Genomic DNA, 18,445 nt, shown 5'->3' on the forward strand with positions numbered 1-18,445 from the left:
GGTTCCCTCCAGGTCGTTCCCGGAAGGAGGATCGCGGGTTCTCCTCGTGCGGCCAGGTGCCGGAAGTCATGACCGGGGGTCACGGTCTAGAGCAGGCCGAGGTCCCTCGCCCGCAGGGCGGCCTGGGTCCGGTCCCGCGCGCCGAGCTTGCCCAGCACGTTCGTGACGTGGTTCTTCACCGTGCCCTCGGCGAGGAACAGCGCCGCGGCGATCTCCCGGTTGCTGCGGCCGTCGGCGAGCAGGCGCAGCACGTCGAGTTCGCGCTCCGACAGCGGCACCACCAGCGGCTGGGGCCGCGGCTGCGGCGCGTCCGGCAGCTGCGCGAACCGCGCGACGACCTTCGCCGCCACCGAGGGCTGCAGCACCGATTCCCCGCGCGCCGCGGCCAGCACCGCCTCGACCAGCCGCGCCGACGAGACGTCCTTCAGCAGGTAGCCGACCGCGCCCGCGCGCAGGGCGGCGAAGACGTCTTCGTCGTCGTCGAACGTGGTCAGCGCGATGACCCGCACGCCGGGGTGTTCGACCCGGAGCCGCCGGGTCGCGGCCACGCCGTCGAGGACCGGCATGCGCAGGTCCATCAGGACGACGTCCGGCGCCAGGGAAGCGGCTTCGCGCAGGGCTTCGTCGCCGTTGCCGGCTTCGCCGACGACGTCGATGCCGTCGTGCGTCGCGAGCAGCGTGGCGAGGGCTTCGCGGAACAGGGCCTGGTCGTCGACGAGCAGGACGCGGACCGGCGTCATCCGGGGATCTCCATGGTCAGGGCGCTGCCGCCGCCGGGGGTGGACGTGAAGGCGAGTTCGCCGCCGAGGTGCTCGGCCCGCTCCCGGAGGCCGACCAGGCCGAAGCCGGCCGACGGGGTGCCGTCGCCGCCGCGGCCGTCGTCGCGGACCTCGACCCGGACCGCGGTGGCCGTGTAGCCGAGCACCACGTCCGCCGTGGCGGCGTTGGCGTGCTTGCGCACGTTCGTCAGGCCCTCCTGCGCGGCCCGGTACAGCGCTTCGCGCCGCTCGTCCGGCAGGGGACGTTCGGTGCCGGTCACCGTGAGCCGGGTCGGGACCCCGGTCGCCGACGTCTCTTCGGTGAGGGCCTTGAGCGCCTCCGGCAGCGGCGGCACCACCCGCGGTTCGCGCAGCGTCCGCACCGAGCGGCGGACCTCGGCGAGCGCGGCTTCGGCCTGCTCCTGAGCTTTCGCCAGTACCGCGTCGGCCTTGCCGGGGTCGGTCGGCAGCACCGCCCGCGCGGCCTTCACCTGCATCTGCACGACGGTGAGCGAATGCCCGAGGCCGTCGTGGATGTCGCGGGCGACGCGGTTGCGCTCCTGCGCCGTCGCGAGCCGCTCCGCCTGGCTCGCGTGGTCACGGAGTTTCGCGTACGCCTCGGCGAGTTCGCTGCGCGAGCGTCGTTCCCGCAGCGACAGCTCGGTGATGATCGCGGCGAACAGCACCGACATGAAGGTGCCGATGCCTTCCCGCAGGCCCTCGCCGAGCGACATCCCGAGGTGCACGAGCGGGACCACGGCGATGACGAGCGCGACCGCCGGCCGCGGCAGGCGCAGCAGCACGCACTGGCTGACCAGCACGACCAGGAACAGCGTCGTCCCGACCCCGGCGTCGACGGTGAACAGCACGAAGGCCAGCGGCAGCTGGACGGCGACGTACGCCGCGCTCCAGCCGAGCTGCCCGCGGCCACGCACCCAGCCGAAGCCCGCCGTCGCGAGCACCGCGAACACCGCACCGAGCACGAGCGCGAGCCGGGGCTCCCCGGAACCGAGGACCCCGAGCACGATCGAAAGGAGGGCGCCGCAGGTCAGCACCCCGAGGGCCCGGTTCATGCGGTCACTGTGCGGCCCGGCCCGGCCCGCGGTCAACCGGGAAAGCGCTCACACGGCCATCCGACACCCAGGCGCTTACGCTGGAGTCGAGGCCGAAGCCGATTCGGGGGTTTGACATCGATGTCAGTGCTCTGGGGCGTGTCGTTCGACGCCACTCCGCTGTCCGGGGTCGTGGTGGAGTTCCTCAAGACGGCGCAGCGGTTCGCCGCTCGCGGGCACCGCGTCCACCTCGACCTCGGCTACGACATCAAGGCCGACAAGGGCGCGTTCTTCCGGCCCTACCGCGACGAGGCCCGGCTGCTGCCGTCGTGGGTCACCCTCGCCCGCGTCGACGGGGTCGAGCGGATCCCCGGCTACGACCGCGGATTCGTCGAGCGGGTGCTGACCCGGGTCGTCCAGGCGGGCGACGAGTCGCTGCGGCCCGAGATCGACCGGATCGCCGGCGAGCTGGCCGACCGGATCGTCGCCACCTGGGAACGCCTCGGCGTCACCGTGGTGATGGTGGAAAACGGGACGCTGCCGGAAAACCTCGCCTACACCGAGGCGCTGTACACCGCGATCGACCGCTACGGCGCGCGCCACCGGCTCGGCCGGTTCGTGTTCTGGCGCGACCACGACCTGATGTGGCAGAGCGAACCGGGGATCGCCAAGTACGGCACGTTCCCGTACCCCGGCGTCCCGGCGCCGAGGAACTCCCCGCACATCCACTACTTCGCCCTCCACGAGCAGGCGCTGGCACGGACGCTGGAGTGGGTGCCCGGCCTGACGAGCATCGACGTCCTGCCCAACTCCTTCGCCATCGCCCCGGCGCGCATCGACGAGCGCAACGCGGCGTTCCGGCGCGACCACGGGATTCCCGAGGACGTCCCGCTGCTGGCCCGGATCACCCGGATCATCCCGCAGAAGCGCATCGACCGGGACCTCCACCTGCTCGCGCTGCTGCCGGACGCGTGGCTGTTCGTCGCCGGCGACACCGCGGAGACGCCCACCGAGCACGCCCGGCTCACCGCGCTCGCCACGCACCTGGGCGTGCGCGAGCGCGTCGTGTTCGGCGGCTGGCTGACCCCGTACGACACGGCGCTCCCCGGCCGGTACTCCGTGCGCGACCTGCTGGCCCACGCGACCGTCGTGTCGTTCCTGACCTCCTACGACTACGAGAGCTACGGCAACCCGATCAGCGAAGCGATCGCGTCCGGGACGCCGTACATCACCAGCGGGTACGAGCTGTACGACGTCGTCTACGGCCGCCAGGGCTTCCGGGCCCCGGTGCTCGACATCCGGGCCCGCGACCTGCCGGACGCGGCGTTCGCCCGCGAGGTCGCCGAACTGATCACCGACGAAGGGAGACGGGCGGAAGTGGTGCGGGTGAACTCGGAACTCGGGCAGGCGCGGTTCGGCGCGCGGGTCGTCGACGACCTGGTCGACCGGCTGTACCCGCCGCCGATGGGGGCGGCGACGCGGCTGAGCGTGGTGCTGCCGGTGTACAACGAAGCCGCGAACCTCCCGGAGGTGCTGCGGACCCTGCACGACCAGCGCGACGGCGACGCGCCGCTGGACAAGAGCCGGTACGAGGTCGTGCTCGTGGACAACAACTCCACCGACGACACGGTGGCCATCGCGCAGGCCTTCGCGGCCGCGCACCCCGACCTGGCGCTGCACGTCGTCCACGAGCCCGAGCAGGGCGTCTCGTGCGCGCGGCGGGCCGGGATGGACTTCGCCGCGGCCCGCAGCCGCAACCGGCCCGAGTCCGACCCGGGGGAGCGGTTCTACCTCGTCTCCGCCGACGCCGACTGCCGCGTCGACCCGCACTGGCTGAGCGAACTGTTCGCGGCCATGGAGTCGAGCAAGGCCGCCATCGGCGTCTGCGACTACTACTACAACGAAGACCACTTCGAGGGGCGGCCGCGGCTGTGGGAGGCGATCCAGCGGACGCTGCGGTGCCGCGCGGTCACGTTCTCGCTCTTCGGCGGTTTCCCCGACGGCAAGGGCTTCGCCGTCGAGCGCGACGCCTACGAGCGCGCCGGCGGCATCGAGATCTTCTACCAGCTCCAGGACGGGAAGTTCGTCAACCACCTTTCCGACGACTGGGACTTCGGAATCAAGGTGGCCAGTGGCGGTGACGCGATCACCTACGCACCGCGCTCGCGCGTCGAGATCAACCCCCGCCGGGTCGACCACGCCATCGACGAGGTCATCGCCGGCCGGGCCTACGGCTCGGACGGCATCATCGTCATGCGCGACATCCGGCCCACAGCGCCGTCGGTGCCGTCCGACCTCACCGAGGCCGAAGCGCGGCAGGCGTGGGAGTTCTCGATCAAGGACTTCACGCCGAAGAACACCATCCTGCCGGTGCTGCTGACCCCGGCGCTGCTGGAGGACGACGCCGTCGTCGCGTTCTTCGGCGCGGACCTCGCCGCCCGGCTGGCGCGGCGGATCGCCGAGATCCGGCACGAGATGCGGGTCGTCGACTTCACCCCGATCCACGCCTACAAGACACCCTCGTACCGGCTGTACTTCGAGTTCGCCGACGAGCTGTTCGCCTGCCTGCGCAAGCACGTCGGCGATGACATCGGGGACCCGCCGCCGCTGCCGCCGTGCCTGGCGGAGGTCCCGGCCGCGCGGTTCGCGGAGTTCGTCCGCTACTACTGCGAAGACCGCGAGTCGGGCGAGGCCCACAACTACTTCGGCAACGGAGGGGTGTTCTGATGAGCCTGGGCTACGAAGAGGCGGTCGGCTCGCTGCACGCGATCGACCCGGCCTGGCCGCGGCCGGCCGTGCTCGACGTCCTCGAAGCGCCGGAGAACCGGCACCTGCTCGACTTCGTGCAGGAGGACCCGTTCGGGGCGCACGTGTTCCCGGGCAACGTCCCGGGTACGCCGCAGGAGTTCCTGCGCGACCTGGACACCCAGCTCGCCTCGAGCGGCCCGATCCACCTGTGGTCCTACATCCCCACGTGCGCCTACCGCTGCCGGTTCTGCCAGTACCCGGTCGTGCTGGTCAAGGGGAAACCCGAAGTGGCGTACGAAAAGGCGAAGTCGTGGGTCGACCTCAACATCGCCGAGGCGCGGCTGTGGCTCGACGCCGTGCCGCACCTGCGCGGCGCGGAAGTGGGGGAGTTCAACGTCTTCGGCGGCACGCCGTCGCTGCTGCCGGAACCCGAGATCCGCCGGCTGCTGGAGTTCTACCGGTCGAACTTCGGCTTCACGTCCGCGACGACGATCCGGTTCGAGGGCGACCCCAGCACGTTCACCCCGGCCAAGCTCGAGCTGCTGCGGGAACTGGGCTGCACCAAGCTTTCCAGCGGCGTCCAGTCGTTCGACGACCACGTCCTGCAGCTGTGCGGGCGCGAGCACACGTCGCAGATGTGCGTCGACTTCGTCCGCACCGCCCGGTCGCTGGGCTTCGAGTGGGTCAGCATCGACCTGATGTACGGCCTGCTCGACCAGACGCTCGACAGCGTCCGCCGCGACCTCGACGTCGTGCTGGAGAACGAGGTCACCGCGGTGGTGTGCACGAAGCTGCACCTGGCGTCCTACAGCGACACCCGCACCGGTGTGACCGGCGAGAAGCCGGCGGCGTGGCAGCTGCCGTCCTACCGGGACAAGCTCGTGCGCAACGGCCACCGCTGGCCCCCGCTCGGCGAGCAGTACCAGATGCGGGAGCTGCTCACCGAGGGACTGCGCGCGGCGGGCTACACCGAGCACCCGACGATGTACTTCGCGCGGGACGGCCGCGGGCCGGAGAAGTGGAAGTCCATCATGGTCGACCAGGACAAGCAGGAGGCCGAGGTCGCGATCGGGCTGGGCGGCAGTTCGAGCTGCCGGGCGTCGGAAGCGATCACGGACGTGAACTCCCGCCGCTACACCGAAACCGTGCTGGCGGGGCGGATCCCGCTGGGGTCGGCGACGCGGTTCACGCCCGAAGCGCAGGAAGCCCGCGCGGTGAAGATGGCGCTGACGACGTTGCAGCCGGTCCGGGACTCCCTGCACCGCGCCCGTTTCCCCGGACGCTCCCTGTTCGCCGAGCCGTGGCTGGGCAAGTTCCGTTCGCTGGCCGCGCGCGGGCTCGTCGAGCTGCGGCCCGGCGAGGGCGTGATCGCCCTGACCCCGGCGGGGGAGTCGCTCGTCGAGGCGATCATCACCACCGAACTCTGAAGATCACTGCATCGGGTGACACCAGTCGCGCGAGAACCGCGCCGGGCAGGCAGCATGGGCTCCGGACCTGCTCCCAACGTGATCGGAGCCCGGATGAACCGAACCGTGGCGGGACAACGGCTGTCGGGCGCGGTGGCGCTGGCGGTGCTCGCGGCCGTGGTGGTCGCGACGCCGGCGCGAGCCGACTACTCGCTGGCGGAGGAGAACTACGCCGGCACGCAGATCGCGCGGCACGAAGGCGTCCAGGGCACGCCACGCGCGGACGCCGCCGGCCAGACGCTCGGCCACGACGTCAGCGGGCACCAAGGCCCGGTCGACTGGCCGGCCGCGGCCGGCGCCGGCGCGAAGTTCACCTACGTCAAGGCGACCGAGGGCACCGGGTTCGTCAACCCGCAGTACGGCCAGCAGTACGACGGCGCGCACGCGGCGGGCATCATCCGCGGCGCGTACCACTTCGCCCGCCCGGACGTCTCGGGCGGAGCGGAGCAGGCCGAGTACTTCATCGCCCACGGCGGCGGCTGGCGCGCGGACGGGACGACGCTGCCGGGCGCGCTGGACATCGAGTACAACCCGTACGGCGACGTCTGCTACGGCAAGAACCCGGCGGACATGACGGCGTGGATCACCGACTTCACCCGCACGTACCTGGCGAAGGTCAAGCGCAGCGCGCTGATCTACACGAGCACGGCGTGGTGGAAGCGCTGCACCGGCAACACCGCCCGCTTCGGCGGAACCGACCCGCTGTGGCTGGCGCGTTACGGCCCGGACGTGGGAGAACTCCCGGCGGGCTGGACCAAGCACAGCATCTGGCAGTTCGCCCGCGGCGGCGGGCTTCCGGGCGACCAGAACTACTACAACGGCCCGCTGGGCCGGGTGCAGGCGCTGGCGAAGGGCTAGAGCCTGTTTCGATGTGCTGACCAGCGGGAGCTTCTGGCCTGCATTGTCAGTGCGGCGTGTCCTGGATCAAATAGGCGAGGTCTCCGGTAGATCGATCAACGACCAAGAAGATCGAGAACACCGGAGACCTCGTGGCCAGCCTAACGGCGACGGGGCGAGCCGACCTGACCGACGCGCAATGGGCGATCCTGGAACCGCTGCTGCCTGTCGGCAAGAAACCTGGCCGCCCGCCGACATGGACAAAGCGCCAACTTCTGGACGGCATCCGCTGGCGGGTCCGGGTTGGCTCGCCCTGGCGTGACGTCCCACCCGTATATGGCTGCTGGCAAACCGTCTACGGCTTGTTCCGGCGCTGGCAGCGAGCCGGTGTCTGGGCGGTGATCTTGGCCGGGTTGCAAACCCGGGCTGATGCTGCCGGGTTGATCACCTGGGACGTCAGCGTCGATTCCACGATCAACCGCGCCCACCAGCACGCGGCGGGCGCCCGCACTGACAGCGAACGGCAGAAGGAACCGCCTGGCGGTGTCGGCCAGCCCGAACCGGCCGACCACGCGCTGGGCCGGTCGCGGGGTGGCTGGACCACCAAGCTGCACCTGGCCACCGAGCAAGGCCACAAACCACTCTCACTGCTGGTGACCGCGGGGCAGCGAGGTGACTCGCCGCAGTTCGAGGCTGTCTTGGCCGGGATCCACATCGCCCGCGCCGGGGCTGGACGGGCCAGGACCCGACCGGATCGGGTCTTGGCGGACAAGGCCTACAGTTCCCGCGCCAACCGGGCCTATCTGCGGCGGCGTGGGATTACCTGCACGATTCCCCAGCCATCCGACCAGATCCGGCACCGCCGCAACCGCGGCCGGGCAGGTGGCCGGCCGCCAGCGTTCGATCCGCAGATCTACAAGCAACGGCATGCAGTCGAGTGCGGCATCAACCGGCTCAAACGCAACCGAGGCGTGGCCACACGGTTCGACAAACTCGCGGTTCGGTACGAGGCAACGATCCATATCGCCGCGATCAACGAGTGGCTACGCCATTGAAACAGGCCCTAGCGCGTGTCTGACAAAGGGTTCGTCCAGGTGATGACGACATGGAGGACTACCGCTGATCGGTAGACGATGGCGAGCTTGTCTCAGCGAGGAGCCAGACTCCGCCGTTGCTTGAACAGGTTGAACCGTCGCTCGACAACGTTGCGGCCGCGGTAGTCCACCGGGGCGAAGACAGGCGGACGACCGCCGCGGGAACCGCGGCGCCTTTGCCAGACACCCCCTAGGCGAACCGCTCCCACGCCGACTGGCGGGTCATCCCCAGTGCCTCGCCGATCTGCGACCACGTGCCGCCCAGGGCTCGCGCCTTGGCCACCCAGGCCGCCAGGTTCTCCTGGACCTGGGTGCTCGCCGCCGAGACCGGGCTCAGGTTGGACAGCACCTGTTCCAGCGGGAGGTCGTGCTCCCACGGCGCGATCAGCGGGGCATCCGCCGGTTTGCCCTCGATCACCGACACGCACAGCCGGACGCAGCCGTCGCAGATGAACACGCCCGGGCCGGCGACCAGCGTGTCCACCTCCGTGTTGGGCTTGGCGCAGAAGGAACAGCGCGCGAACACCGCAGTACTCATGAGCGAAACCTCCTTGTCAGGCGGGACCTTACAGTCGTAAGGGAGCGCCTGACAAGAGGAACGCCGCCGTCCACTCGGACAGCTCGGTCAGCCGGCCGGTCAGCTCTTCGATCTCCGCCCACCGGCGGTGCTCGCGCTCGAGGTCCGGCACCAGGAAGTCCTCCACCAGCAGCAGGAGCGTCGCGATCTCGTGGGCGACGTCGGCGAGCTGCAGGAACGGCCGGTACTGCGCTTCCGCGCCCTCGCCGTGCCGCGCGGCCCAGTCGCGCGCGCCGTGGCCCGCCGTGCGGCACACCGACACCACCGTCCGCCGCAGGTCACCGCGGCGGGAGCCCGGCGGTTCCTCCGCCAGCGGGGCGACCTTCCAGGCCACCGAGAGCAGGCAGCAGCCGGCGTCGTCCATCGACTCGTTCATCACCGGACGTACTCTGCTGACCGGCGCGCACAGCCGAGGCGCTCCGACTCGCCGGCTCACCCCATCGTGTGGACAACCGGCCCGGAACGGGTGAGCATCGGCACGGAGACGAAGTCCGCGAGCGCCTGCTGGCCGGCCGCGTTCGCGTGGATGCCGTCGCCGTTGTCGTACGCCGGCAGGATGCTGTTCGGCTTCAGCGGATCCGCCAGCACCGCGTCGAAGTCCACCACGCCCGAACACGTGCCGCCGCAGGTGTTCCAGCGCTTCACGAACAGTGCGATCTCGTGGCGCGCGAGGTTCGCCTGGTCGTCGTACCCGGGGCGCGGCGTGCTGGGCGTGACGTACACCGGGATCCCGGCCGCGCGCAGCCGCGCGAACACCGCGCGGTAGCTGTCGAGGATCGCCGTCGCGTCACAGCCGTAGGCCAGGTCGTTGGTCCCGTAGTAGTAGATGACCGCCGTGACGCCGTGCAGCGCCAAGACGTCCCGGTCCAGCCGGCTCGACGCGTCCAGGCCCGCGACCGACGGCGGCATGCCCGGGCAGGACCGCGCGCTCGTCGTGCCCGAGACACCGGCGTTGGCCACCGCGAGCGGCGCCGACGCGGCGACCAGCCGCCGCGCCAGGTCGTCGGTCCACCGGCGGTTCGCGCCGGGCTGCGTGCAGCCCGGGCCGCAGTTGGTGCTGCCGATGCCGTCGACGACCGAGCTGCCGAACGGGACGACCACACCCGTCAGCGCCTTGTTGTGCACGTCGACGGCGCTCACGACGTAGGTGGACCCCACCGTGGCCGTGAACGCGGCACCCGTGGCGTCGCCGGCGTGGTCGCCCGAGCCCGGCGGGGTGAGGTAGTTGTCGCGCAGGGCCGCGCCGTGGCGGCCGGGCACCGCGGTGCCGTCGATCGCCATGCTCACCGCGAGGTCGGAGTCCGGGCTCGTCACCAGCCGGACGTCGTCGCTCCACACCTCGCCGCCCGCGGGAACGGTGACGGCCCGTTGTCCGCCGAAGGTCAGGTCACGCGCGAAGGCGACCGCGGCCCCGCCCGCGCTCGGCCCGGCGGTGGCGTGCCCGATGGTCAGCGGGCCGGTGCCGAAGGTGTTCTGGAACCGCACGCGCACGGCGTCGCCGCCCTGGCTGAGGTGGGTGATCATCCGCAGCGACTGCGTGGTGACCGCGGTGTCGGCCCGGCCGTCCTGCGACTGCGCCCACGACGTGAACCACGAGCGCGCGGCCCCGGCGGCACCGGGAGCGGAGACGACGACGGCCGCGGCGACGGAAACCGCGGCGAGAACGGCGAACCTGCGCACGGCGCCTCCCGAGTCCACAAAGGACCAGCGACGAACAGTTGCCAGCCGATCGTAAGCAGCCGGTCACGGAAACGACAGGATTCTGTCCGATCTTGTCAGCGGCGGCGGATTCCGATTCGATGGCGGGCATGACCGAACCCCGCCTCTTCGGCGACCCGTACGAAACCCCCGACGGGACGACGGTGATCCCGGTCCACCGGCCGGTCGGCGTGTTCGCCGTCCGCGAGGGCAAGGCCCAGTGGGAACCGGCGGTCGACGCCACCCGCGTCGCCCTGCTGGGCGTCGGCATCGGGCTGGTCGCCGCCACCCTCGCGGGGATCGCGATGGTGCACCGGCCGCCGTGGCCGGACCTGCGGGCCTGGCCGGCCCGGCTGCGGCCCTAGGTCCAGATCGCCTGCCAGGCACCGAACACCGCGGGCACGTCTCGCCAGGCGATGCCGCACCGGTACCGGTAGATGATTCCTTCGACCATCGAGCAGGCACCGGCGAACGGTCGGCCTTGTTGGCCGGTTCGGACCGGAAGCAGGTCCTCGATCAAGCTCCCACTGATCGTCTGAGAGCAATTGAAACCGCGGGCAGCATCCAGCAACCAGTTGGAACCGTTGTCAGACACGCTCCAGCGGCGCCGCGGTGGTGAGCCACCCGGACGCGGGCAACATTGCCGGTCACGGGGCGGCACCTCCCGGCATCCGGGCACGTCACCGGCGAGCGGCCGGAAGTCGTCCTCCGGCGGTCCCGCGCCGATAGCGTTGCGCGGCATCGGAACGCCGGGAACCGGCGTTCCGCGACGAGAGGGGATCACCGTGCACCGGATCACGCGGATGTTCACCATCGGCACCGTGGCCGCCGCCAGCCTGCTCACCGCCTCCGAAGCGTCCGCGGCCCCGGCGGCTCCGCAGTACTGCGCCGTCCTCGTCGGCCCGGCCGGCACCCCCGACGGCGTTTCCCCGGAGCTCGACCGGTACTGCTCCTCGGTGTCCGGCGACGACGCCCGCCGTCACCTGACCCGGCCCGGCGCCCGGACGGCGGACGAAGCCGCGGTGGCCGCGAGCACCCTCCTGATGACCTGGTACGAGAACGCCGATTACGGCGGCGGTTCGAAGGAGATCTACGGCAGCAGCGGAACCTGCGACCACAGCGGGTACCGCGTGACCCCGAACAGCGAGTGGCGGGGCAAACTCAGTTCCGCCACCGGATTCCTCTCCTGCAACTGGGCCGAGTTCGCCAACCCGACCCAGATCGTCAAGTTCTCCCACCAGCTCCCGGTCGACTACATCGGCCCGGAAGTGAACGACAACGTCGGGCTGGTCAAGGTCTACCACGTCGGCTGACCGGGATCCCCTTACGGCACAGGCAGTTCTGCGCTACCGTCGGGTTGCCGCAGACACCGGGGGGATTCATGCGCCGACTCGTCGTTTCCGCAGCCTGTGCCGTGCTGCTGGTCGCCGGCACCGGTACCGCCGCCGCCGTCACGGATCCGCGGCAGACCGCTCTGGACGTCGCCGTGCAGGCCGGGAACGCCGGGATGGTCGCGGTCGCCGCGGACCCGGCCGGGCGGTGGCGTGGGCGGGCCGGAGTCGGTGACGTCGTCACCGGCGCGAAGCCGGACACCGGCGGCCGGTTCCGGGTCGGCAGCGTCTCCAAGACCTTCACGGCCACGCTCGTGCTGAAGCTCGCCGCGCAAGGGCGGCTGCGGCTGGACGAACCGATCGCGGAGTACCTGCCCGGCCTGCTGCCCTACCCGGAGCCGATCACCGTCCGGCAGCTGCTGCAGCACACCAGCGGCCTGCCGCGGGACCTGGCGCCCCCATACACCTGGACGACGGCGGAGGAGGTGGACACCGAACGGTTCGTGCACTTCGGCGAGGTCGAGGCGATCCACGACAGCACCGTGCAGCCGCTGCTGTTCCCGCCGGGCACGGGCTGGTCGTACTCCAACACCGGCTACAACGTGCTGGCCCTGCTGGTGGAGAAGCTCACCGGCCGCCGGTTGGAGCAGGTGCTGGCGGACTGGATCACCGGTCCGCTGCACCTGGCCGACACCTTCCTGCCGCGGGACTTCCCGCTGCTCCCGCGCCCGGCCGTCCGCGGCTACGAGCAGCTCTACCCGGCGCCCCGTGGCCTGACCGACGTCACCGTCTACAACCTCAGCCGCTACTTCGGCGCCGGGAACATCGTGTCCAGTGCGGGAGACCTGAACCGCTTCTTCCGCGCGCTGCTCGGCGGCGAGCTGCTGCCGGACGGCCTGCTCGCGCAGATGAAGACCACGGTCCCGTGGCCGGGCCAGGGCGGGGTCCTCGGGTACGGCCTCGGGCTGATGCGCCTCTCGCTGTCCGCGTTCTGCGGGCCGGGCGCCCCCGACGTCTGGGGACACGCCGGGGACGTGCCCGGCTACAACACCTGGAGCATGAGCGACGAGACGGCCACCCGCGGCATCACGGTCGCCTCCACCCCGGACCTGACCGCGTCGGCCGAGGCGGCGGGCCGCCGCGTCCTGGCGATGGTGACGGAGTTCTGCACCCCCGGCGGGGCCGGGGCCACCGACCGGGCCACCCGGCTGCACGCGGCGCTCCGCTGAAATTTCCCGCCGGTGCGTGTCGAGAACGGGCGGCCGGCTCCGACTGAGGGGCAGACCGGCGGCCGCAGGGGCCGCCGCCAGCAGTGGAGCGTGGACGATGACCCAGGTGACCGCCCAGATGTCGGTGTCACTCGACGGCTTCTACACCGGGCCGCGGGATCCCCGTGGCGAGCAGGACATGCGGGGCTGGATGCGGGGCCCCGAGGCACCCGGGTTCTTCCGGGTCACCCGCTGGGCCGTGGACGCGACGGCCTGGCGCGAGCGGCAGGGCTTCGCCGGCGGCGAGCAGTCGGTCGACTCGGAGATCATCGCGGAGACGTTCGCGGCGGCCGGGGCCTACGTCATGGGCCGGCGGATGTTCGACGCCGGCGAGGTGCCCTGGGGCGACGAGCCGCCCTTCCGCGCGCCGGTGTTCGTCGTGACCCACCGGCCCCGGGAGGTGCTCGAACGCCGGGGCGGCACGTCCTTCACCTTCGTCACCGAAGGCCCGGAACGGGCCGTCGAGCTGGCCAGGGCCGCCGCCGGGGGCAAGGACGTCGCGGTGGCCGGCGGCGGGGAACTGCTGGGCCGGGTGCTGGCCGCGGGGCTGCTCGACCGGCTCGAACTGCACGTCGCCCCGGTGCTGCTGGGCGAGGGCCAGCGCCTGTTCGGCGGGCTGGGCCTCGGCGCGGACGAGGGGGTCGAGCTGGTCCCGATCGGGTCGTCGGGACGCCCGCGGTCACCCACGTCCGCTATACCGTCACGGGACGGTCGAAGCTGGTGCTGGACGATCGCGGCGCCAGTGGCGACCTGGTCGGGCCGGCCCGGCACTGAGAGGAGCGCCCCGTGAAGTACATGCTGCTGATCTACGGCAACGAGGAAGCCTTCACCTCGGTGGGCGCGGAGACCCTGGCGGAGATCATCCGCGAGACCGACGCCCTCAACCGGGAGCTGTTCGAGTCGGGGGAGCTGGTCGGCGCCTACGGCGTCGCCGACGAGGTGAACACCAAGATGGTCCGGGTCACCGGCGGGACACCGGTGGTGACCGACGGCCCGTACGCGGAGGCCAAGGAGTTCCTGGGCAGCTTCATGATCGTCGACTGCGACGGCCTGGACCGGGCCCTGGAGATCGCGGCCCGCACCCCGTCGGCGCGCTACTGGGGGTCGAGGTCCGGCCCCTGATGCACGAGGCCGCCGTCGAGCCGTGACGAGCTGGCAGGACGTCCGGCGGCTGGTCCCGGAGGTGCTCGGCGTGCTGGTGCGCCGCCACGGCCGGTTCGACGCGTGCGAGGACGCCGTCCAGGAGGCGCTGCTGGCGGCCGCGGCCCAGTGGCCGGTCGAGGGCTGGCCGGAGCACCCGCGGGCGTGGCTGGTGACGGTAGCCTCGCGCCGCCTCACCGACCAGGTGCGCGTCGACGCCGCCCGCCGGCGGCGGGAGGAGGCGGACGCCCTCCGCACGCCTCCCGCCGGCGGCGAGGTCGAGGCCGGCGACGACACGCTGACGCTGCTGTTCCTGTGCTGCCACCCGGCGCTGACACCGTCGTCGCAGATCGCGTTGACGCTGCGGGCGGTGGGCGGCCTGTCGACGGCCGAGCTCGCGCGGGCGTTCCTGGTGCCCGAGGCGACCATGGCCCAGCGCATCAGCCGGGCCAAGCACCGCATCAAGGCGGCCGGGGCCGGGTTCGAGCTGCCGCCGCCGGCCGAACAGGCGGCCCGTCTCGGCGTCGTGCTCCACGTCGTCTACCTCGTCTTCAACGAGGGCTACACGGCGACTTCGGGGACCCGGCTGGTGCGGTCGGAGCTGGCGGCCGAGGCCATCCGCCTGGCCCGCGAGCTGCACCGCCTGGTCCCCGGCGACGGCGAGGTGGCCGGCCTGCTGGCCCTGTTGCTGCTGACCGACGCCCGCCGCCCCGCCCGCACGGCGCCGGACGGCTCGCTGGTCCCGCTGAGCGAGCAGGACCGGACGCTCTGGGACGCCGAAGCCATCGCCGAGGGCGTGGCGCTGGTGACCGCGGCGCTGGCGAAGGGGCCGGTCGGCCCGTACCAGCTGCAGGCGGCGATCGCCGCGCTCCACGACGAGGCACCCAGGGCCGCCGAGACCGACTGGCGGCAGATCCTGGCCCTGTACACGGTGCTCGAACGCGTCGCACCCAACCCGGCGGTGACGCTCAACCGGGCGGTGGCGCTGGCGGAGGTCCACGGCCCGGCGGCGGGCCTGTCCCTGCTGGCCACCCTCTCGGCCGACGACCGCATCGCCGCGTCCCACCACGTGGTGTCGGTCCGCGCCCACCTGCAGGAAATGGCGGGGGAGACCGAGGCGGCCCGCGCGGATTACCAGGAGGCGGCCCGCCGCACGACAAGCGAACCCGAGCGGCGCCACCTGCTGGCCCGCGCCGCGCGCTTGGGCTGATCGGCCGGTATCAGCGAGTCCTGAGGACTCCGCCTAGCCTGCGGGAGGGGGACGGCCCCTGCGCAGGCGCTTCCAGGCCGCCACGCCCGCCGTGGTGAGGGCGCCGACACCGCCGGCCGCGGCCGCACCGGTGGGGCCGCCGAGGTACAGCACGGCCAGCACCGGGATCAGGGCGACGGCCATCGACACGGCCGCGGCCAGCAGCAGGCACACCGCGCGGCGCGTGCGCGCCGCATCGCCCAGGACGCTGTCGAGCAACGCAATCCCGGTCTTCGGTGGCTCTGGCTTGGCGGGCATCGCCTGTCCCTTGCTTGGGCGCGGAGAAGGTCCGACCTCCGACGTGCAGCGGACCGAGCGGGAAGTGGGTCACACCTTCCGCCAGAGCAGTGTGCTCCGAAACGGAGCAAAATAGCAAGTGACCTGCTAGATTGTGCTGACACGCGGAGCTTCGGAAGGAATCCATGGCAACTGCTCCGGTAGCGAGGCTGGTCGCCGAGCGCGTCCGGCAGCTGCGGCGGCGGCGGAACTGGTCCGCTCAGCAGCTCGCCGACGCGTGCGCGGACGCCGGGATGAAGACGCTCACCCGCGGGACCATCGCGAAGATCGAGTCGGGCGTGCGCAAGTCGGTCAGCGCCGCCGAAGTGCAGGTCCTGGCGAAGGTTTTGGGCGTGACCCCGAACGAGCTGCTGGCCCCGGGGAGCAGGCAACCGGACCGGCGGCTGTCGCTGTCGGAGAGCCTGCGGCCGCTGGTGGACGTCCTGGAGCAGGTGCCGTTCCTGCAGGAGCCCGCCGGCGTGTCGCTGTACCTCGACCTGCTCGCGGACCAGCTGGGGGAGCCACTGGACCTGCCGGAACACGCCGAGCTGAGGCACCTCCTCTACGCCCTGGTGTTCGCGTGCGCGCAGATCCCCGGTGGCCTGCGGGCCCTGGCCGAGGTGCTGCAGATCCTCAACCCCGGCTCGTCGCACGCAGCCGAGGCCCGCGACCTCGCGGCCGAACTCGACGTCGCGGATTTCCTGGCACCCGGCCAGCGGGAGCAGTTGCTCACCCTGCTGGCCGGGCAGGACCGGCGGTGGCTGGCGGCGCTCTACCGGACCGCGGCGGCGCCGTACGGAGCCGACGTGCATCCGGATGTCGACGACGCCCGGCGACTGGTCGTGCGACTCGAGCAGATGAACATGGCGCCGGGAGGGGTGCCGCCGTTGCTTCTCTTCGCCGAACTGGTGGCCGCCGGCGCGGAGCCCTCCGTCGCCGCCGCGTTGCACGAGTGGTCCGGCACCGTGGCCGGCCGGCTGGGCCTGGGGATCGCCTGCGGGAGGTCCGGCGGCGAGCGGCCGAGCAAGCGCTGTCCGTGCCGGGCATGGCCGACGCCTACCTGATCATCAAGCTCGAAGCCGACGCCTTGGACGACGAGCGCTACCGCGTCCGGACGTGGCGGCAGTTCGGCGCGCCGTGGCAACCGGAGCCCAGCGAGGAACTCGAGGGTGACATCGACGCGGTCCAGCGGCACGTTGCCGACGTGCTGGCGGACGCGGAAGGCGGGTGGGCTGCCGAAGCCGAGATCATCCGCCTCGAATTCCTGCTGCCGCGGGAGCTGCTGTCCTTGCCGGTCGACCAGTGGCCGACCAGCGTCGAAGAGGTCCCCATCCGGCCCCTCGGGATGAACTACCAGGTCGTGGTGCGCAGCCTGGACCGGATGCAGGCGAAGAAGTGGCATCGGGAATGGCGGCAGCGGTGGGCGGTGTTCGCCGGACCCCGGTGGGAGGCGCCGCGCAGCGCAGGACCGGCGTCCTGGGGCGTTGACCCGGCACCGGCCGCCGAGCTCGTCACCCCGTCGCACCCGCCGAGCCTCGCCGAACTCCGCCGTCTCGACGTCGCCCTCGCGGCCCACCACCAGCCGTTGCTGGTGCTCGAACGTCCGCTGGTCCATCCGGCCGGAGACCGGCCGGACGAGATCTCGGTCGGCCTGCGCGCCGGTGTCCCGCTGATGCTCTGGCAGCGGGACGAACGCCTCACCGAAGACTTCGAGTCCGTACTCGGGGATCTTCTCTCGCCGGATCGGGACCTGCGTGAGAGTGCGCGCATGCTCCGGATGGAAGCGGCCGGCGCCGATGACCCCGAACGCCACGTGGGAAGTCACATCACCTTGCTCTGGGACGATCCGCACCGGCTCGTGGAGCCGGCCGGATCGCTCAGTGCTCCGAGGTAAAGGATGCCGCATGACAAGCACACCCGCAGACCCCGCGCCCCGGCCCGAGTGGCGGCTCTACCGCGGCACCGGTCAGCCGATCGACGGCGATCTCGCCGACATCCTGCCGCCGCCTCCGCCGTGGCGGCTGTTCGCCGGGGGTCCCGTGCTGCCCGACCCCGTCGACGACCCGCAGGAAGCCACGCGTCGGCTGGGGACACCGAGGGCTGTCCCGCCGGCGGACGCCGCCCAGGTCAACGCGGTGAACGCCGCGCTGTACCTGCGCCGCCCGTTGCTGGTCACCGGCCGTCCCGGTACCGGCAAGTCGTCCCTGGCCTACCGGATCGCCCGCGAGCTGAAGCTCGGCCGGGTGCTGCGGTGGCCGGTGACCAGCCGCACCCGGCTGTTGTCCGGGCTTTACGACTACGACGCGATCGGGCGCGTGCAGGCTGCCGGAGCCAGGCAGGCGGGCGCGTCGGATCTGCCGCCCGAGGCCGACACCCACATCGGGACCTTCGTTCGCCTCGGCCCGCTGGGCACCGCGTTGCTGCCGCACCGGAAACCGCGTGTCCTGCTGATCGACGAGCTCGACAAGGGCGACGCCGACCTGCCGAACGACCTGCTGTCGGTGTTCGAGGAAGGGGAGTACCTGATCCCCGAGCTGGCGCGGCTGGCGAGCTACGAACCGGACGTCACGGTCTTCACCGCCGACCCGGACGGGCGGGCCGAGGTGCACCACGGCCTGGTGCGCTGCCGGGAGTTCCCGGTCGTGATCATCACCAGCAACGGGGAACGCGAGTTCCCGCCCGCGTTCCTGCGCCGGTGCCTGAGGCTGGAGCTGCCGGCACCCGGTGTCCAGGACCTCGTGAGCATGGTGTCGGCCCATTTCCCGCACGAGCGCCCGCCCGGCGTGGACAACCTCGTCGAAACATTCGTGGCCCGTGACCGCTCCGAAGGAGGACTGGCGGCGGACCAGCTGCTCAACGCCGTGCACCTCGCCACGTCGGGGGCCTACCAGCACGATGACGTCTGGCCACAGCTGAGGGACTCGCTGTGGCGCCGGCTTTCTTCGGAGTGA

At 71.9% G+C, this 18,445-nt stretch carries 20 protein-coding genes; 13 read left to right on the forward strand and 7 right to left on the reverse strand.

Translation table 11 applies throughout. The features are described 5' to 3' along the window. Positions 1 to 86 precede the first annotated feature (86 nt). Both HUT10_RS00115 and HUT10_RS00120 read right to left on the reverse strand, forming a co-directional pair. Positions 87 to 740, reverse strand: coding sequence for a response regulator transcription factor (locus HUT10_RS00115; protein WP_176169303.1), 654 nt, complete (start codon positions 738 to 740; stop codon positions 87 to 89). Continuing rightward, entirely contained in the window at positions 737 to 1,831 is a 1,095-nt protein-coding gene (locus HUT10_RS00120) for a sensor histidine kinase (protein WP_176169304.1), read from the reverse strand. The genes HUT10_RS00115 and HUT10_RS00120 overlap by 4 nt, the downstream gene beginning before the upstream one ends. A gap of 120 nt (positions 1,832 to 1,951) precedes the next feature. On the opposite strand from HUT10_RS00120, the gene HUT10_RS00125 reads away from it, so the two are divergent. From HUT10_RS00125 to HUT10_RS00140, 4 genes are all read left to right on the forward strand, one after another. After that, positions 1,952 to 4,537 (forward strand): glycosyltransferase, encoded by a 2,586-nt coding sequence (locus HUT10_RS00125; RefSeq protein WP_254896581.1) that lies wholly within the window; start codon positions 1,952 to 1,954, stop codon positions 4,535 to 4,537. Continuing rightward, positions 4,537 to 5,985, forward strand: coding sequence for a radical SAM protein (locus HUT10_RS00130; protein WP_176169305.1), 1,449 nt, complete (start codon positions 4,537 to 4,539; stop codon positions 5,983 to 5,985). The genes HUT10_RS00125 and HUT10_RS00130 overlap by 1 nt, the downstream gene beginning before the upstream one ends. Before the next feature lie 93 nt (positions 5,986 to 6,078). After that, positions 6,079 to 6,882 (forward strand): lysozyme, encoded by an 804-nt coding sequence (locus tag HUT10_RS00135; RefSeq protein WP_176169306.1) that lies wholly within the window; start codon positions 6,079 to 6,081, stop codon positions 6,880 to 6,882. 131 nt (positions 6,883 to 7,013) lie between these two features. Continuing rightward, positions 7,014 to 7,916 carry an IS5 family transposase gene (locus tag HUT10_RS00140; RefSeq protein ID WP_176169307.1) on the forward strand — a complete coding sequence of 301 codons (903 nt, stop codon included), beginning with the start codon at positions 7,014 to 7,016 and terminating at the stop codon, positions 7,914 to 7,916. Between the two features lie 229 nt (positions 7,917 to 8,145). Here HUT10_RS00140 and HUT10_RS00150 read toward each other — a convergent pair whose 3' ends face one another. From HUT10_RS00150 to HUT10_RS00160, 3 genes are read right to left on the reverse strand one after another with little or no spacing between them, the layout of a single operon-like run. After that, positions 8,146 to 8,493 carry a ClpX C4-type zinc finger protein gene (locus tag HUT10_RS00150; protein ID WP_176169309.1) on the reverse strand — a complete coding sequence of 116 codons (348 nt, stop codon included), beginning with the start codon at positions 8,491 to 8,493 and terminating at the stop codon, positions 8,146 to 8,148. Between the two features lie 28 nt (positions 8,494 to 8,521). Then, a complete protein-coding gene (locus HUT10_RS00155) occupies positions 8,522 to 8,908 on the reverse strand; it encodes a hypothetical protein (protein WP_176169310.1) in 387 nt (128 codons plus the stop codon). A 56-nt stretch (positions 8,909 to 8,964) separates the two neighbouring features. After that, positions 8,965 to 10,212: a GDSL-type esterase/lipase family protein gene (locus HUT10_RS00160; RefSeq protein ID WP_254896582.1), complete on the reverse strand. Its 1,248-nt coding sequence runs from the start codon at positions 10,210 to 10,212 to the stop codon at positions 8,965 to 8,967. A 128-nt stretch (positions 10,213 to 10,340) separates the two neighbouring features. On the opposite strand from HUT10_RS00160, the gene HUT10_RS00165 reads away from it, so the two are divergent. Then, positions 10,341 to 10,595, forward strand: a complete 255-nt coding sequence (locus tag HUT10_RS00165; protein WP_254896583.1) for a hypothetical protein — start codon at positions 10,341 to 10,343, stop codon at positions 10,593 to 10,595. Here HUT10_RS00165 and HUT10_RS00170 read toward each other — a convergent pair. Beyond that, positions 10,592 to 11,044, reverse strand: a complete 453-nt coding sequence (locus tag HUT10_RS00170) for a transposase (protein WP_368660818.1) — start codon at positions 11,042 to 11,044, stop codon at positions 10,592 to 10,594. The two genes, HUT10_RS00165 and HUT10_RS00170, sit on opposite strands and share 4 nt — an antisense overlap. Here HUT10_RS00170 and HUT10_RS00175 point away from each other — a divergent pair. The 5 genes from HUT10_RS00175 to HUT10_RS00195 all read left to right on the forward strand — a co-directional run bounded on the left by HUT10_RS00175 (position 11,016) and on the right by HUT10_RS00195 (position 15,179). Then, entirely contained in the window at positions 11,016 to 11,543 is a 528-nt protein-coding gene (locus HUT10_RS00175) for a hypothetical protein (RefSeq protein ID WP_176169269.1), read from the forward strand. The two genes, HUT10_RS00170 and HUT10_RS00175, sit on opposite strands and share 29 nt — an antisense overlap. Positions 11,544 to 11,611: 68 nt before the next feature. After that, the gene (locus HUT10_RS00180) at positions 11,612 to 12,790 is read left to right on the forward strand and encodes a serine hydrolase (RefSeq protein WP_176169314.1); all 1,179 of its coding nucleotides are present in this window, start codon (positions 11,612 to 11,614) and stop codon (positions 12,788 to 12,790) included. Positions 12,791 to 12,887: 97 nt separating this feature from the next. Beyond that, the gene (locus HUT10_RS00185; protein WP_254896584.1) at positions 12,888 to 13,619 is read left to right on the forward strand and encodes a dihydrofolate reductase family protein; all 732 of its coding nucleotides are present in this window, start codon (positions 12,888 to 12,890) and stop codon (positions 13,617 to 13,619) included. 5 nt (positions 13,620 to 13,624) lie between these two features. Further along, entirely contained in the window at positions 13,625 to 13,951 is a 327-nt protein-coding gene (locus HUT10_RS00190; protein WP_254897415.1) for a YciI family protein, read from the forward strand. A gap of 22 nt (positions 13,952 to 13,973) precedes the next feature. Beyond that, on the forward strand, positions 13,974 to 15,179 hold the full coding sequence (locus HUT10_RS00195) for an RNA polymerase sigma factor (RefSeq protein ID WP_176169315.1): 1,206 nt from the start codon (positions 13,974 to 13,976) through the stop codon (positions 15,177 to 15,179). Positions 15,180 to 15,212: 33 nt separating this feature from the next. Here the strand turns inward: HUT10_RS00195 and HUT10_RS00200 are convergent, their stop codons facing one another. Then, positions 15,213 to 15,476 (reverse strand): hypothetical protein, encoded by a 264-nt coding sequence (locus HUT10_RS00200; protein ID WP_176169316.1) that lies wholly within the window; start codon positions 15,474 to 15,476, stop codon positions 15,213 to 15,215. 164 nt (positions 15,477 to 15,640) lie between these two features. Here HUT10_RS00200 and HUT10_RS00205 point away from each other — a divergent pair, with 164 nt between their 5' ends. The 3 genes from HUT10_RS00205 to HUT10_RS00215 are packed head-to-tail and all read left to right on the forward strand — an operon-like array spanning position 15,641 to position 18,445. Continuing rightward, the gene (locus HUT10_RS00205) at positions 15,641 to 16,558 is read left to right on the forward strand and encodes a helix-turn-helix domain-containing protein (protein WP_176169317.1); all 918 of its coding nucleotides are present in this window, start codon (positions 15,641 to 15,643) and stop codon (positions 16,556 to 16,558) included. Further along, positions 16,540 to 17,388, forward strand: a complete 849-nt coding sequence (locus HUT10_RS00210; RefSeq protein ID WP_176169318.1) for a hypothetical protein — start codon at positions 16,540 to 16,542, stop codon at positions 17,386 to 17,388. The genes HUT10_RS00205 and HUT10_RS00210 overlap by 19 nt, the downstream gene beginning before the upstream one ends. 10 nt (positions 17,389 to 17,398) lie before the next feature. After that, positions 17,399 to 18,445, forward strand: a complete 1,047-nt coding sequence (locus tag HUT10_RS00215; RefSeq protein WP_176169319.1) for a MoxR family ATPase — start codon at positions 17,399 to 17,401, stop codon at positions 18,443 to 18,445.

The sequence above is a fragment of the Amycolatopsis sp. Hca4 genome, from assembly GCF_013364075.1.
Lineage (GTDB): Bacteria > Actinomycetota > Actinomycetes > Mycobacteriales > Pseudonocardiaceae > Amycolatopsis.